The sequence below is a fragment of the uncultured Arthrobacter sp. genome (assembly GCF_902805515.1).
GTDB lineage: Bacteria > Actinomycetota > Actinomycetes > Actinomycetales > Micrococcaceae > Arthrobacter_D.
Genome location: NZ_CADCTE010000001.1, coordinates 1 through 14338, shown reverse-complemented (window position 1 = coordinate 14338; position 14338 = coordinate 1). Strand labels below are relative to the sequence as shown.

The following is a 14338-nucleotide window of genomic DNA, read 5'->3' as shown; positions in this document are numbered from 1 at the left end:
GGTTTAGTCCTCGAAGGCTTCGATGGGAGGGCAGGAGCACACCAGGTTGCGGTCACCGTGGGCGCCGTCGATGCGCCGCACGGGCGGGAAGTACTTGTCGTGCCGCAGGGAGCGCAGCGGGTACGCGGCGAGCTCGCGCGGGTAGGACTGCCTCCAGTCGTCTCCGATGAGCGTGGTGGCGGTGTGCGGGGCCTGGCGCAGCGGGCTTTCCTCGACGGTCCACTCGCCGTCGGCAACCCGGTCGATCTCGCCCTTGATGGCGATCATGGCGTCGATGAACCGGTCGAGCTCGGCGAGGTTTTCCGACTCGGTGGGCTCCACCATCAGCGTTCCCGCGACCGGGAAGGACAGCGTGGGCGCGTGGAAGCCGTAGTCGATGAGCCGCTTGGCGACGTCCTCGGCGGTGACCCCGGTCTTCGCGGTGAGCGGGCGCAGGTCCAGGATGCACTCGTGCGCCACCAGCCCCTGGGCGCCGGTGTACAGCACGGGGAAGTGCCCGTCGAGGCGTGCGGCGATGTAGTTCGCGGCGAGCAGGGCGTGCGCGGTGGCGCTGGTCAGGCCCTCCGCGCCCATCAGGGCCACGTACGCCCAGGAGATGGGAAGGACTCCGGCCGAGCCGTACATCGACGCCGACACGGGGGCGCCGCCGGCGGCCTCGTCGGTGGTGATGTCCCGGTTCGCGTCCCCGGGCAGGAAGTCGATGAGGTGCTCAGCCACGGCGACCGGCCCGACGCCGGGGCCGCCGCCGCCGTGCGGGATGCAGAACGTCTTGTGCAGGTTCAGGTGCGAGACGTCACCGCCGAACTCACCCGGCTTGGCCAGCCCCACGAGGGCGTTAAGGTTCGCGCCGTCGATGTAGACCTGTCCGCCGGCCGCGTGCACCTGCTCGCAGACCCAGCGGACATCCTCCTCGAACACACCGTGGGTCGAGGGGTAGGTGATCATGATCGCGGAGAGGTTCTCGGCGTGCTGCTCGATCTTCGCCTTGAGGTCGTCGTGGTCGATATTGCCGTTGGCGGCCGTGGCCACGACAACCACTTTCATACCGGCGAGGACGGCGGAGGCGGCGTTGGTGCCGTGCGCCGAGGAGGGGATCAGGCACACCGTGCGGTTCTCGTCGCCGCGTGAGCGGTGGTAGCCGCGGATGGCGAGCAGGCCCGCGAGCTCACCCTGCGAGCCGGCGTTGGGCTGCAGGGACACCTTGGCGTAACCGGTGATCTCGGCCAGGCGCTCCTCGAGATCGGTGATGAGTTCGCGCCATCCCTCGGTCTGCGCGGCGGGCGCAAACGGGTGGATCGAGGCAAACTCGGGCCAGGAGATCGCTTCCATCTCCACCGTGGCGTTGAGCTTCATGGTGCACGAGCCCAGCGGGATCATGGTCCGGTCGAGGGCCAGGTCGCGGTCGGAGAGGCGGCGCAGGTAGCGCAGCATCGCCGTTTCCGAACGGTGCAGCGAGAACACCGGGTGGGTCATGTAGGCCGAGGTGCGGCGCAGTCCGGCCGGGATCCGGGTCCGGGTGTCCGCTGCCCCGGAACCGGCGTCGCTGCCGGCGCCGAACACGCCGGCGACGGCGGCGATGTGGTCCTCGGTGGTGGTCTCATCGCAGGAAATGCCGAGGTGGTCCGCGTCGACGCGGCGCAGGTTGTAGCCGAGCTCCTCGGCGCGGTCCGCGAGTTCAGCGGCCCGGCCGGGCACGCTGACCAGCAGGGTGTCGAAGAAGGTGTCGTGGACGATCTTCACTCCGGTGGCGGTCAGCCGGCCGGCGAGGTCGACGGCACGTCGGTGGGTCTGCTCGGCGATCGCCTTCAGGCCCTCGGGGCCGTGGTAGACCCCGTACATGCTGGCGGTGATGGCCAGCAGCGCCTGGGCGGTGCAGATGTTCGACGTCGCCTTTTCGCGGCGGATGTGCTGCTCGCGGGTCTGGAGGGCCAGCCGGTAGGCGGGGGCGCCGTCGGCGTCCTTGGACACCCCGACCAGGCGGCCGGGCAGCATGCGCTCGAGGCCCTTGCGCACCGCCATGTAGGCGGCGTGCGGTCCGCCGAAGAACAGCGGAACGCCAAGGCGCTGGGCGGAGCCGACCGCGATGTCGGCGCCCTGCTCGCCCGGGGCGGTGATCAGGGTCAGGGCCAGCAGGTCGGCGGCGACCGTGACGAGGACCCCGCGCTCCTTGGCGGCGGCGATGACCGCGGTGGAGTCGCGCAGGGCACCGGAGGCACCGGGCTGCTGGAGGACGACGCCGTTGATGTCGCCGTCGGGCAGGCCCTGGGCGAGGTCGGCGATCTCGACCTCGAAGCCGAGCGCCTCGGCGCGGCCGCGGACCACGGCGATGGTCTGCGGGAGGCAGTCGGCGTCGAGGACGGTGCGGCCTGACTTGTTCTTGCCCGAGCGGCGCATCAGCAGCACGGCCTCGGCGACGGCCGAGGCTTCATCGAGCAGCGACGCGTTGGCGATGTCCAGGGCGGTGAGGTCCTGGACCATGGTCTGGAAGTTGAGGAGGGCCTCGAGGCGGCCCTGGGAGATTTCCGGCTGGTAGGGCGTGTAGGCGGTGTACCAGGCGGGGGATTCGAGGACATTGCGGCGGATCACCGGAGGAGTGACGGTGTCGAAGTAGCCCTGGCCGATCATCTGCACAGCGGTCCGGTTGCGGCCGGCGATCCGGCGCAGCTGCGCCAGCACCTCGGGTTCGCTGAGCGCAGCAGGAAGATCAAGGGCCTTGGCGGACCGGATGCTTGCCGGAACGGCGACGTCGACGAGCTTGTCGATGCTGGGGTATCCGAGGACCGACAGCATCTGCGCGGCGTCGGAGGTGCGCGGACCGATGTGGCGGTCGGCGAAGGTGGAAGCCAGGTCGGCATGGGCGGTCATGGAAACTCCGTACGTTCAAGCGCTGGAAGCGCGTCCCTTTTCGAGTTCCTCCCCGCTCTGTGTCTTGGACCTGAGAGTTTCCGCAGGGCTCCGTGCCTGCTTGCACCTTCGGTGAGCGCTGCCTGCCCTCGGGGCCGGTGCGCTGCTTTCCAGAGTTGCCTAACCGCAGCGGTACTGGGCCTGAGAGATTCCTGGGGAGGATTTGCTCCTACGGCGCCTGCCGAGTGGATATTCGCGGCAGGACTCTCCCGCTGCAGGTCAAAGGCATATGAAATTGTGGTCGAAACCACATCGATCTTACCTTGGCAACCCCGGCCGGGCAAAGGCGCCCGCCGGCCGGCGGCGCTGCCCAGGATCACTGTTTAGAGGCGTTCGTCGGTGGCGGTGTCGGGCTGGAGGTCGAAGTACTTTGCGAGGAGGTCGGAAAACACCGGCTCGCCGGGGGCGGTCCGGTGGAAGAGGGTCGCGCTCGAATGCAGTTTCCGGGCGTCGATGCCGCCGAAGACGGCTTCCGCGCTCTGCCCCGGCAGCGCGGCGGCCGCGGCGGCGCATTCGAGCAGCCGGGGCCCGAGCACGGGGTGGGCGAGATAGGCCTGCGCCTCGGCGAGGGAGGAGATGGCAAACTCGCGGGCCGTCGCGCTGCTCCCGAGGCCCTGGATCTGGGGAAAGACGAACCACATCCAGTGGCTCTGCTTGCGCCCGGCCCGGATTTCGCGGAGGGCCCGCGGGTAGGTGCCGCCCACGTCCTGGGCGGTGACGAAGCGTTCCAGGCGGTAGGGGTCGCCTGCTGTCTGAGTGTCCATCGGTGCCTCCTAGGGCGGTGTCCCGGACCGCGGCGGGCACGCCGGGCATCCCGGGTCCAACACCGGGCCTGTGACAGAATGCACACGACCGGCGGACCCGCCTCGGGCGGTCTCATCCGCACAAGGTATCAACAGTTAGGACCCCTGGTCGATGGCGACTACCGGCGGCACTCCCCCCACTCCCACTGAGCACGAGGACAGGATCGACGACGACGGCGGTGCTCCCGCGAAATGGAAGCTCGTCGGGCCAGGACTCGTGGTTGCCGCCACGGGGGTCGGCGCGGCGGACATGGTGGCCACGCTCGTCGCCGGCTCCCGCTTCGGATACGGCCTGCTGTGGGCCGTGGTGCTCGGCGTGGTCCTGAAGATCATCCTGGTGGAGGGCGTCGGACGGTTCACTCTCGCCACCGGACGAACGATCTTTGAGGGGTGGCGGTCGCTGGGGCGGTGGACCACGTGGTACTTCGGCCCCTACATCATGATCTGGGGTTTCGTGTACGGAGCCACCGCCATGTCCTCGGCGGCGCTGCCCCTGGCCGCCGTCTTCCCGGTGCTGCCGCTGTGGGCCTGGGCGATTGCCATGGGCCTGCTCGGATTCGTGATGGTCTGGTTCGGCAAGTATGCGACCTTCGAGAAGATCACCGCCGTCCTGGTGGGGCTGATGTTCATCACCGTCGTGGGACTGGCCGTCATCGCGCTGCCCAACATTCCGGCGATGTTCACCGGCCTGCTCCCGAGAATTCCGGACGGCGGGGTCCTCTACACCCTCGCCCTCGCCGGCGGCGTCGGTGGAACCATCACCCTGGCCGCCTACGGCTACTGGCTGCGGGAAAAAGGCTGGTACACCCCGAAATGGATGCGGGTGATGCGCATCGACAACTCAATGGCCTATGTGATGACCGGTATCTTCGTCGTCGCCATGCTCATCGTCGGCGCGGAGGTGGTGCGTTCGGCGGGCGTCTCGATCAGCGCAGGGGACGAGGGCCTGCTGGACCTGTACGGAGTGCTGAAGGACGAATACGGCGACGTCGTCGGCACCGGATTCCTCGTCGGTTTCTGGGCCGCATCCTTCTCCTCGATCCTCGGCGTATGGAACGGCGTCTCCCTCATGTTCGCCGACTTCTGGGGAAATATGCGCGGTAAGGAATCGGGCCATCCCGACACCCGGGTGGGAGGGAAATACTTCCGGTTCTATGTGCTGTGGCTGACCTTCCCGCCGATGATCCTGTTCGCCCTGGGCCAGCCGATCGGCCTGATCCTCGCCTACGGCGTCCTGGGTTCGCTGTTCATGCCGTTCCTCGCGGTGACCCTGCTCGGACTGCTGAACGGGAAACGCATTCCCGCCCGCTGGGCCAACAAGCCGTCGACGAATATCGCCCTGGGCATTACGGCGCTGCTCTTCCTCGTCCTCGGCGGCCAGCAGCTCGTGAAGGCACTCGCGCCGCTGCTGGGCGGCTGAGCCTTCAGCCGATTCCCAGTTCGGGCATTCCCAGCCCGAACTCGCGCCGCAGGGCAAGCTTCGCGGCGTGGAATCCGGCCATGCCGTGGACGCCGGGTCCGGGCGGGGCCGACTGGGAGCAGAGGTAGACCCCCTTCAGCGGGGTCGCCCACGGGTGGGCCGCCAGCACCGGGCGGGCAATCATCTGGCGGAGGTCGACGGCGCCCGAGCCGAAGTCGCCGCCGACATAATTTTCGTTGTACTCCCCGAGCTGGGCGGCCGTCGAGGAGTGCGAGTCGACAATCAGGTCGCGGAAGCCGGGGGCGAAGCGTTCGATCTGGGCGGTGATGGCCTCGGTCATGTCCGTCGTGGAGCCGCGGGGCACGTGGCAGTAGGTCCAGAGGGTGTGCCGGCCGGCCGGCGCCCGGGTCGGGTCGAACAGCGACGGCTGGGAGACAAGGACGTAGGGGCGCTCCGGGTGGCGTCCGGCGTTGACGTCCGCCTCGGCCGCCGCCACCTCGGCCCGGGTTCCGCCAAGGTGGACGGTGCCGGCCCGGGCCACCTCGGAATTGGTCCACGGCACGGGGCCGGAGAGCAGGAAATCGACCTTGCAGGCGGCGTTGCCGAAGCGGAACCTGCGCAGCGCCCGCGCGTACCCTCCCGGAAGCCGTCCCCGCGCCATCTCCACCAGTGCGGGCGGGGCAACGTCCAGCAGGACCGCCCGGGCACCGCCGAGCTCCGCGAGGGAGCGCACCCGGGAGCCGGTGAGGATCTCGCCGCCGTGGTCTTCGATGTCCCGGGCCATGGCGTCGGCAATCGCCTGGGAGCCGCCGACGGGGATGGCCCAGCCGCCGGCGTGCGCAAGCAGGCCGAGGACCATGCCGGCTCCGGCGGCCGTGAGCGAGGGAAGCGGTCCGACGGGGTGCGCCATGACCCCGGTCAGCATCGCCGGGGCCTCCTCGCCCCGGAACCGCCGGTTCCAGGCCGGCGAGCCCTGGTCGAGGACGGCCGCCGCGAGCCGTGCCGCGGCCCGCGGGTTCTTCGGCACGCGCAGCAGGTGATTCAGCGTCAGCGCGAGGATGCCGTCCCGGGAATCGATGAGGGGCTGCATCAGCCGCCGGTACGCCGGGCCGTCAACACCCAGTTCCGCCACGGTCCGCTCCAGGCTGCGATAGGCGATTCCTGCCCGCCCGGAATCGAGCGGGTGCGCGTAGGAAACCTCGGGGATGGCGAACCCGATGCGGCGGCGAAGTTCGAAGGAGGTGAAGAACTCCGAGACAAGCGCCATGGGGTGGACCGCCGAGCAGACGTCGTGGACCGCCCCCTCCTCCATCAGCGGGAGGGTGCGCGATCCGCCTCCGATGGTCGCCGCCGATTCGTGCACGCGTACGCTCAGACCCGCCCGGGCCAACACCACGCCCGCTGCCAGCCCGTTGGGCCCGGAACCGACAACCTCGACGTCAACCATCGGTTCTCACTTTCCTCAGGCGGGCCGTGCGTCAGTAGCGGGCTGGACAGTGCCGGGCTGGGCGGGCGCGGCGGTGGCCGGCCTGACCTTGGCGGCGATGGTGCCGCGCGCGGCGGCCAGCGCCTTCCGTGCAGCCCGTACCTGTCCCGGCAGGCTCCGCCGGGCGCGGAGGGCCGCAGCGAGGGTGCGGTACTGCAGCGGCTTCACGGGGAGGTCATACGTCGTGGGCACCACGACGACGTTCTTGGAGAAGTTCCGCTTGAAGGTGGTGACGTTTGCGAGCTGCGGGTAGTTCTCGCTGACGATGCCGGTCAGGGCGCAGGTGCCGTTGCCCGCGGCCTTGAGCTCCCGGAAGGCTTCCCAGAGCAGGAGGTAGGGCGCGAAGATCTTGCGCGCCTGCTGGGTGCTGCCGGCGAAGTAGTAAACCGCGGAGCCCCGGTACTCGCTGGTGATGAGCCAGCTCACCGGCTTTCCGTCGAGGTAGGCGACGAGCAGGCGGAGGTAGTCGCCCAGTTCGGCCAGGAGTGTCTCGTAGTAGTCGGACGCGAAGCTTTCGAATCCATCGCGTTCGGCGGTCTCCCTCATGATCGGGAAAAGCTCCTGCCGGAAGGTCTCGCTCCATAACTCGCGGGGAATACTTCGGACTTCCACCCCGGATTTCTGGGCCCGACGGATGCTGTTGCGGGCGTTGGGCTTGAAGCTCCGGAACAGGTCCTTTTCTTCCGGCGTGAGATCGACGACAATCTCCCGCTCGAACCAGCCGTGCTCCAGGGGGCCCTCCGCCGGTGGCTGTGGTGTCGATACCTGCATCCGTATATACAGCGGGTCGACCCCGGGATCGGCCGCGAACTGCGAAAGGACAGTCGTCATCAGGGTGCGTTCGGCGGCCGGCGTCCGTTCCGCGAACCACACAGGCCCGTTGACCACCACAAGGGAAGTCCTCAGACGCCGTTGGATGAGGAGGTAGCTGGCGATGGCAACGAGTGTTTCGCCGTCGTAGTACCCCCAGATCCCGTAGGGGCGGCGACCGAGGGCGGTCTCGAACCCGGCCCAGTCCGGGGTCTGCTCAAGCGGAACAACCACGTCGGGGTGCCCGCCGGCGATCCGGTCGAAGTCCTCCGGGCCAAGTTTTTCGTATCGGAATGAAGCTGCGCTCACGTGGGTTCTTTCGCTGGGAATCCGTGCTCGCCCCAGCCTACCCGAGCCATCCGCGGCATCGACGGGGCCCGCACCGGAACCTCGAGGACAGGATCCGGCAGTGGCCTTCGACCCCGCCGCGGCCCGCCCGGACCGGGTGCGGTGAACGGGGACCCTGCAAGGTTGATAGAGTCCAACCGGCATACGCCCAAATGGACGTAGACTGGACACTCTCTGCCCGACCCTCTATTACGGGGCTGAACGGGCCTATTACACTTCAGCGTGCTTTTTGAGGAGAACTGTGGGAACTAACCCCATCCGGGTGGCAATCATCGGCGTCGGCAACTGTGCCGCGTCCCTTGTACAGGGCGTGCACTACTACCGGGACGCGGATCCGTCGGCCAAGGTCCCCGGCCTGATGCACGTCAAGTTCGGCGATTACCACGTCAGCGACGTGCAGTTCGTCGCGGCCTTCGACGTCGACGGCAAGAAGGTCGGCCACGATCTCGCCGAAGCGATCGGCGCCAGCGAGAACAACACCATCAAGATCGCCGACGTCCCCCCGACCGGCGTGATCGTCCAGCGCGGCCACACGCTCGACGGCCTGGGCAAGTACTACCGCGAGACCATCGTGGAATCCGACGAGGAACCGGTCGACATCGTGGGCCAGCTCAAGGCCACCAAGGCCGATGTCCTCGTCTGCTACCTGCCGGTGGGCTCGGAGCACGCCGCGAAGTACTACGCCCAGTGCGCCATCGACGCCGGCGTGGCCTTCGTCAACGCGCTGCCCGTCTTCATCGCCGGCACCAAGGAATGGGCCGACAAGTTCACCGCCGCCGGCGTGCCGATCGTCGGCGACGACATCAAGAGCCAGATCGGCGCAACCATCACGCACCGCGTGATGGCGAAGCTCTTCGAAGACCGCGGCGTGACCCTGGACCGCACGTACCAGCTGAACGTCGGCGGCAACATGGACTTCAAGAACATGCTCGAGCGCGACCGCCTGGAGTCCAAGAAAATTTCAAAGACCCAGGCCGTCACCTCGAACGTGAAGGCCGAACTTCACGCCGACGATGTGCACATCGGCCCCTCGGACTACGTGGCCTGGCTCGATGACCGGAAGTGGGCGTTCGTCCGCCTCGAGGGCCGCAACTTCGGCGACGCCCCCGTGTCGCTCGAATACAAGCTCGAGGTGTGGGATTCCCCCAACTCCGCCGGTGTCATCATCGACGCCATCCGGGCGGCGAAGATCGCCCTCGACCGTGGCGTCGGCGGTCCGATCCTGTCGGCGTCGAGCTACTTCATGAAGTCCCCGCCTGAGCAGTACGCGGATGACATTGCCCACGAAAAGGTCGAGGCGTTCATCCGCGGCGACCTCGAGCGTTAGGCTCCGCCCGAGGCAGGTTCCGGCCGTCTTCCTGGTTCAGGCAGGCGGCCGGACCGTTTAAGGCACGGCCGGCGGCTTTCCATCCGGCCCGCTTCCGGCCACCGAGCGCCGCCGATTGCTGGGCAGCTCCGGCGACGCGGCCCGCCGATCGGCCCGGTCGGCGGGCAGGGGCCTAGAAGAGCCCGACCGCGTTGCCGTCGGCGTCGACGTCCATGCCGAGGGCTCCGGGGACCTTCGGCAGCCCCGGCATCGTCATGATTGCTCCGGTGAGGGCGATGATGAATCCGGCGCCGGTCCTTGGGATGAGGTCCCGGACGTGCACCGTGAATCCGGTGGGTGCTCCGACCCGGGTTGCGTCATCGGAGAACGAGTATTGGGTCTTGGCCATGCACACCGGCAGTTCCCCCCAGCCGTTCGCCTCGATCTCGGCGAGGCGGCGCAGCGCAGGCACCGAGAAGTCGACGTTGTCGGCTCCGTAGATCTCCTGCACAATGGTCCGGATTTTTTCTTCCACCGGCTGCTCCAGCGGGTACAGATGGTGGAAGTCCGCCGGCTGGTCGAGGGCGGCCAGGACGGCCGCGGCCAGGTCGTCTCCCCCGGGTCCGCCGCCGCCCTGGCCCCACACGTCGGCGACGGCGGCGGCGATGCCCTGCGAGGCGCACCAGCCCAGCAGCCAGTCGAGCTCGGCGTCGCCGTCGGTGGCGAAGCGGTTGATCGCCACGACCGGGGAGTATCCGAACTTCTCCACATTGCGTACGTGCCGCAGCAGGTTGGCGGTGCCCGCCTCGAGCGCCGCGGAATTCGGTTCAGCCAGGTCTGCCTTGTCCACGCCGCCGTGCATCTTAAGTGCCCGGATGGTGGCCACGATCACGACGGCGTCGGGTGCGACGTCGGCCGAGCGGGCCTTGATGTCGAGAAACTTTTCGGCGCCCAGGTCGGCCCCAAAACCGGCCTCGGTGACGACGATGTCGGCCAGGCGCCGGGCGGTCTGGGTGGCAACCACGGAGTTGCAGCCGTGGGCGATATTGGCGAACGGCCCGCCATGCACCAGGGCGGGGGTTCCAGCGATCGTCTGGACGAGGTTCGGCTTGAAGGCGTCCTTCAGCAGCAGGGTCAGCGCCCCCTCGACCCCCAACTGGGCGACGGTGAGCGGCTTGCGGTCGTAGGAGTAGCCGAAGGTGATGCGCGAGAGCCGCTCCCGCAGGTCGGCGAGGTCGGTGGCCAGGCAGAACACCGCCATGATCTCGGAGGCGGCCGTGATGTCGAAGCCGTCCTGACGGGGCGTGCCCTCCGCCGGACCGCCGAGGCCCACCACGACGCTGCGCAGGGCCCGGTCGTTCATATCGAGGACCCTCCGGAAGGTAATCCGCCGCGGGTCGATGTTCAGCGGGTTGCCCTGGTGGATTGAGTTGTCCACGAGCGCCGCGAGCGCGTTGTTTGCCGACGTGATGGCGTGGAAGTCCCCGGTGAAGTGAAGGTTGATCTCGTCCATGGGCAGCACCTGGGAGTATCCGCCGCCCGCGGCGCCTCCCTTCATCCCAAGCACCGGGCCGAGGGAAGGCTCCCGCAGGGCGATCATCACGTGCTGACCTGCCCGGGCGAGGGAGTCGGCGAGCCCCACGGTGCAGGTCGACTTCCCCTCGCCGGCGGGGGTTGGGCTCATGGCGCTCACCAGCACAACCCGCCCGGGGCGCCCGGGGCGGTCCGCGAGGCGGGTGGGATCGATCTTCGCCTTGTACCGGCCGTAGGGCTCCAGGGCATCCCGCGGGACCCCCGCCGCATCGGCAATTTCCTCGATGGGTCGGATCGCCGCGCGGCGCGCAATCTCAAGGTCGCTCATGGGGCCAACCTATCAGCGCAGTGCCGGCGCTCCGGCAAGCCCTGCCCGCTCCAATACATATTCCGTTAGTGGCACATACAGGACGGGCGGCACGTTGTCGTCGAGGGGGACGGCCACCTCGAGCTGGCCTTCGGCTTCGGAAACAAAGAGGCCGGGGTCGTTGCAGTCGGCGAATCCGAGTGCCGGCACGCCGGCGGCCGCGGCTTCTCCCGCCCAGCCGTGGTCGGCGACCACCAGCTCGGGCCCCGGCCTGCCGGCGGCAGCGAGGGACGCAAGCACGAGGCGCATCGGCTGCGGGTAGTGGGTGTGCATCAGGTTCCCGTGCTGGTGCCAGGCCAGGACCCTCTGGACCTGGCGGACGTCGCCCTCCCGAAACCGGATTCCGTGCGGGATCTCCATCACCTCGGCGCCGGCCTGTGCGGCGGCGGACGCGAGGGCCGCGTGGACCGGAAGGAGACCACCGGGATGGCCCGTGGCGAAGAGGATGCGTTCCCCGGCCCGGACCGAGCGGCCCAGCCGATCGGCGAATCGGTCGAGTGCGGCCACGCACTTGGCGGCGTCGATGGTGTCCTGGCCGGTGGTGTGGGACGGGTCGGCGCTGGTGCCGACCTTCTCATGCATCAGGGTGAAGACCTCGTCGAAGGTCCAGGGGTGCGTGGTGCGCACGCCGAACTCGAGGTGCTCATTCCCGTCGAGGAATCGGCGCATGTGGTCGAGGTTGTTCTCCCGCGGGGTGGCCACCTCCCCGGTGATGCGGACGGAATCAAGGTAGCTGGCAAGTTCGTCGCGGTTCACGGTCCTATCCTAGGGCGGCCGGATCACCGCGCCGCAACGGAGGAGAATCGCTCCACGGCGGTGCGGTAGCTCTGGGCCGTCAGCAGGGCGGTGCGCTGCCAGCCAAAGGCAAGCGCATGCACGGCGGCACCGCGCCCGAGCGCCTCCCGGTAGGCGGTGTCGTCGAACAGCTTTTCAAGGGCGGCCGACCACCCCCCGGCGGAGTGGCCCTCAACGAGCAGGCCCGTTCGGCCGTCGCTCACGGCCTGGGGCAGCCCGCCCACATTGGCGGCGAGGACCGGTGTGCCGCAGGCCTGCGCCTCGAGCGCCACAAGTCCGAAGGATTCGCTGAAGGAGGGCATGACGACGACGTCGGCCGCACGGAACCAGTGGGCGAGCTGGGCGGCCTTGACCGGCGGATACAGCCGCACTATGTCGTGGAGCCCGGCGTCATCGATCAGCGGCTGCAGCTTCAGGGCGTCGGAGCCGCTGCGGGAGCCGAGGATGCTGACGGTCAGGGGGATGTCGGGACGGCGCTCCACGAGTTCGCGCACGGCGGCCACAAGCACCTGCGGTCCCTTAAGCTTCTGGATTCGTCCCGCGAACACGACATGGAAGGAACGCTGGGGGAACTGCAGCAGGGACCGGGAGACCTCACGCGAGCCGGGATTGAAGGTTTCGAGATCGACGCCGGGGGCCACCACGTCGATCCTCTCGGCGTGCGCCCCGTAGAGGGATTCAAGCTCCGAGGCCTCCGTCGAGGTGTTCGCGATCAGGCGCGCGGCTCCGGAGACGACGGCCTGCTCACCACTGACCCGGACCGGCGGTTCCGCCGTGCCAAGGTTCTTCATCCTCAGGTTCTTGACCTTCGCCATGGTGTGCATCGAGTGGACGAGGGGCAGTCTCAGCTTGCGGGCGACGGTCAGGCCCACCGTTCCGGACACCCAGTAGTGGGAGTGAAGCACGTCGACGCCGCCGCCGGCCAGGGCGCCGGCGACGTCGGCCAGGGCCGCTGTGAAGGTTCCGGTCAGCTGGGGAAGGGCTTCCTTCGGAATGCGGTGTGGCGGGCCGGCGGCCAGGTGATGCACCCGGACGCCGTCCGCCATCTCTTCCCAGGAGGGCCGCTCCTCGCCCGTCCTTCGGGTGAAGATGTCGACTTCGACACCCACCCTCGCCAACTCCAGCGCCACGGAACGCACGTAGACGTTCATGCCGCCGGCGTCACCGGCTCCCGGCTGTTCGAGGGGGGAGGTATGGAGGGACAACATCGCCACACGTCTCACGGGGGGCATCGTTCCTCCTCTCCCCATGGTCCGCTTGCGACTAGCGTCTTGAACGATACAACGCCGCGGGGCGCCTCCACATTCCTCCGGCCGGGAGGCCGGTGCTCACCGGATGTTCAGGAAGTGCTGGGGCAGGAGGAGGCGGTCCGCACTTTCGCGTGCGGATCCCGCTTCGGGGCCCTGGATCTGCTGCCAGCGGGCGAAATTCCGCCGGAGCGCCCTCAGCGTACGCTTCACCTTCCGCTTCCGATGGAAGCCCGGCATGGCCGTGGCGTCCTGTCCGCCACCCAGGGAGGTGCGGCTGACCGCGTCGGATGGCACAGCGGGAAGGACGGTGAATGATCCGGACATGATGAATTGTCCAGCGTTGGGTATTTCTACATTCGAGGGTAATTGGCCATAAAGGGATTGGGACTTTGACACGGTTATCCTTCGGCAAGGGGAATTAAGAGGAAAGAATTAATAATCCGCGGCGCGGCAATACCGGGGAGGAGCAGCGGGAGAAAGACCGCCGTTTAGGTGGTTCGGGATGCCCCGGAAGGCGCCGTGCAGGCGCAGGAGGCCGCTAGTGGCCGCGGATGACGAAGGCCGGATTGGGTCCGCGGGTCAGAAGGCCGCTCGACATGTTATTCACAATCCCTACCTCCTGTCCGAAAGATAACTAATAGAACCGTAGGCCCTGGTCCTCTCTGGGGAATGTTCTGGAGGACCAGTGGCTCGACAGTCAATCTACCCCATGCTGAGGCGTTGGCATAGGGGTCGAACTAATTAATTCAAAAATTTCTCGGTTTATTTCGCCCTAGAGATTCCACTGAACAATGGCCGGCGTGTGCTTGTCCCAGCCCAGGGAGCAGACAGCCGCCGTACCGAGGACGAACCGCCGCCCCTCCACCGGAGCAAACTCAAGCCAGCGGGCAGCCACAACGCGGAGGAAGTGTCCGTGTGCGACCAGCAGGGCGTTCTGGACCGGCGGAGCATCGGGGTCCTGGTCCGCCGGGGTGTGGCAGCCGGCCTGGACGCGCGAGATGATGCGGTCGGCCCGTGCCGCAACCTGCTCGAGACTCTCCCCGTTGGGGGCGCCGTCCTTCCAGATCAGGTAGTCGGGGTTTTCCCGGCGCACCTGGGCGCTGTTGCGGCCCTCATTGTCCCCGTAATCCCATTCGTGGGCGTGCGGAACGATCTCGGGGTTGGGGAATCCAGCCAGCTCGGCGGTCCGGACGGCACGCTGGAGCGGCGAGCTCATCACCAGGTCGAAGTCGATGCCGGCGAGGTGCCGCTTTGCCTCAAGCGCCTGGTCCTCACCGAACGGCGTCAGCGGCAGGTCCGTGAGGCCTGTGTGGTTT

11 protein-coding genes and 1 riboswitch are annotated in these 14338 nt (G+C 68.2%); of the genes, 2 read left to right on the top strand and 9 right to left on the bottom strand.

Annotated elements, in window-relative coordinates:
* Nucleotides 1–3: 3 nt before the first annotated feature.
* The gene (gene gcvP, locus QZX79_RS00055) at nucleotides 4–2865 is read right to left on the bottom strand and encodes an aminomethyl-transferring glycine dehydrogenase (protein ID WP_294563063.1); all 2862 of its coding nucleotides are present in this window, start codon (nucleotides 2863–2865) and stop codon (nucleotides 4–6) included.
* Nucleotides 2866–3024: 159 nt separating this feature from the next.
* A riboswitch (glycine riboswitch) is annotated at nucleotides 3025–3126 on the bottom strand.
* A 101-nt stretch (nucleotides 3127–3227) separates the two neighbouring features.
* Nucleotides 3228–3668, bottom strand: a complete 441-nt coding sequence (locus tag QZX79_RS00050; RefSeq protein ID WP_294563061.1) for a DUF1810 domain-containing protein — start codon at nucleotides 3666–3668, stop codon at nucleotides 3228–3230.
* 151 nt (nucleotides 3669–3819) lie between these two features.
* Between QZX79_RS00050 and QZX79_RS00045 the strand changes: the two genes are divergently transcribed.
* Entirely contained in the window at nucleotides 3820–5127 is a 1308-nt protein-coding gene (locus QZX79_RS00045; protein WP_294563060.1) for an Nramp family divalent metal transporter, read from the top strand.
* Nucleotides 5128–5131: 4 nt separating this feature from the next.
* On the opposite strand, the gene QZX79_RS00040 is transcribed toward QZX79_RS00045, so the two are convergent.
* A complete protein-coding gene (locus QZX79_RS00040; RefSeq protein ID WP_294563058.1) occupies nucleotides 5132–6574 on the bottom strand; it encodes an NAD(P)/FAD-dependent oxidoreductase in 1443 nt (480 codons plus the stop codon).
* Nucleotides 6575–6589: 15 nt separating this feature from the next.
* Nucleotides 6590–7732 carry a peptidoglycan bridge formation glycyltransferase FemA/FemB family protein gene (locus QZX79_RS00035; protein ID WP_294563056.1) on the bottom strand — a complete coding sequence of 381 codons (1143 nt, stop codon included), beginning with the start codon at nucleotides 7730–7732 and terminating at the stop codon, nucleotides 6590–6592.
* A gap of 280 nt (nucleotides 7733–8012) precedes the next feature.
* Here QZX79_RS00035 and QZX79_RS00030 point away from each other — a divergent pair, with 280 nt between their 5' ends.
* Complete coding sequence (locus tag QZX79_RS00030) at nucleotides 8013–9098, top strand: inositol-3-phosphate synthase (protein ID WP_294563055.1); 1086 nt, start codon at nucleotides 8013–8015, stop codon at nucleotides 9096–9098.
* 172 nt (nucleotides 9099–9270) lie between these two features.
* Here the strand turns inward: QZX79_RS00030 and QZX79_RS00025 are convergent, their stop codons facing one another.
* The 5 genes from QZX79_RS00025 to QZX79_RS00005 all read right to left on the bottom strand — a co-directional run.
* Nucleotides 9271–10938, bottom strand: coding sequence for a formate--tetrahydrofolate ligase (locus tag QZX79_RS00025; protein ID WP_294563054.1), 1668 nt, complete (start codon nucleotides 10936–10938; stop codon nucleotides 9271–9273).
* A 12-nt stretch (nucleotides 10939–10950) separates the two neighbouring features.
* Entirely contained in the window at nucleotides 10951–11733 is a 783-nt protein-coding gene (locus tag QZX79_RS00020) for a phosphatase (protein ID WP_294563053.1), read from the bottom strand.
* Nucleotides 11734–11756: 23 nt separating this feature from the next.
* Nucleotides 11757–13004 carry a D-inositol-3-phosphate glycosyltransferase gene (gene mshA / locus QZX79_RS00015; RefSeq protein ID WP_294563051.1) on the bottom strand — a complete coding sequence of 416 codons (1248 nt, stop codon included), beginning with the start codon at nucleotides 13002–13004 and terminating at the stop codon, nucleotides 11757–11759.
* Nucleotides 13005–13100: 96 nt separating this feature from the next.
* Nucleotides 13101–13346 carry a hypothetical protein gene (locus QZX79_RS00010; protein ID WP_294563049.1) on the bottom strand — a complete coding sequence of 82 codons (246 nt, stop codon included), beginning with the start codon at nucleotides 13344–13346 and terminating at the stop codon, nucleotides 13101–13103.
* 448 nt (nucleotides 13347–13794) lie between these two features.
* On the bottom strand, nucleotides 13795–14338 hold a 544-nt coding region (locus QZX79_RS00005; RefSeq protein WP_294563047.1), incomplete at its 5' end, for a histidine phosphatase family protein.

Excerpts from the sequence above, each read along its gene's own strand:
- QZX79_RS00040 (WP_294563058.1), bottom strand. The coding sequence starts at position 6,574 with ATGGTTGACGTCGAGGTTGTCGGTTCCGGGCCCAACGGGCTGGCAGCG.
- QZX79_RS00045 (WP_294563060.1), top strand. The coding sequence starts at position 3,820 with ATGGCGACTACCGGCGGCACTCCCCCCACTCCCACTGAGCACGAGGAC.
- QZX79_RS00010 (WP_294563049.1), bottom strand. The coding sequence starts at position 13,346 with ATGTCCGGATCATTCACCGTCCTTCCCGCTGTGCCATCCGACGCGGTC.
- QZX79_RS00025 (WP_294563054.1), bottom strand. The coding sequence starts at position 10,938 with ATGAGCGACCTTGAGATTGCGCGCCGCGCGGCGATCCGACCCATCGAG.
- mshA (WP_294563051.1), bottom strand. The coding sequence starts at position 13,004 with ATGCCCCCCGTGAGACGTGTGGCGATGTTGTCCCTCCATACCTCCCCC.
- gcvP (WP_294563063.1), bottom strand. The coding sequence starts at position 2,865 with ATGACCGCCCATGCCGACCTGGCTTCCACCTTCGCCGACCGCCACATC.
- QZX79_RS00050 (WP_294563061.1), bottom strand. The coding sequence starts at position 3,668 with ATGGACACTCAGACAGCAGGCGACCCCTACCGCCTGGAACGCTTCGTC.